This is a genomic window from Actinospica durhamensis, assembly GCF_018139695.1.
Classification (GTDB): domain Bacteria; phylum Actinomycetota; class Actinomycetes; order Streptomycetales; family Catenulisporaceae; genus Actinospica; species Actinospica durhamensis.
In genome coordinates this window covers 1-563 of sequence record NZ_JAGSOG010000683.1, presented here as the reverse complement: position 1 = coordinate 563, position 563 = coordinate 1, and the positions used below count along the sequence as shown (strand labels likewise).

1 protein-coding gene is annotated in these 563 nt (G+C 71.0%); it reads left to right on the top strand.

The annotated features are described in order from the left end of the window. Nucleotides 1-266 (top strand): hypothetical protein (locus KDL01_RS41715; protein ID WP_212534241.1); only part of this gene is annotated, 266 nt, incomplete at its 5' end. Nucleotides 267-563 lie beyond the last annotated feature (297 nt).

Here is a 563-nt window from a genome sequence, read left to right as displayed (position 1 = left end):
CCCCTCGCACGGCTCTCGCGCCCGCCCCGAACGAGCAACTGTTCGCGAACCCCTCGCCGCACGCCGCGCTGTCCCGCTATCGGCCCAATCCGCGGCTCTCGCGCCGCAGGGTTCGTCTTTTCGTGATCGGCTCGCCGCTCGCCGCTCGCCGCTCGCCGCTCGCCGCGCTGCCCCGCCTTTGGCCCAGCCGGCGGCTCCCGCACTTCAGGGCTCGTCTTTCGGGAAGCTCTCGCCTCACACCGCATACCGCGCCGTCTCGCCGTTGACCCAGCGCCCCCGGCTCGCGCCCCAACTCACCTGTTTTGCGGAGCTCTCCACCTAGCTGTCTCACCGTTCGCCCAGTCGCTGGCCTGCGCCGTACGGCTCGCCAATCGCGCAGCTTTCGACCTTGTCCAACCCCTGCCGCCTCCTTGCCGCTATCCCACCCGTAGCTGCGCCGTGAAGCTCCCGCTTCGCTTCACCCGTGGGGCCCCCGTTCCACTTGACCGTGCCGTGGAGCCCCCGCCGCGTCCGACTTCCAACGCCGCACCGTGCAGTCTCCGCCGGGTCCGACAGTCCATACC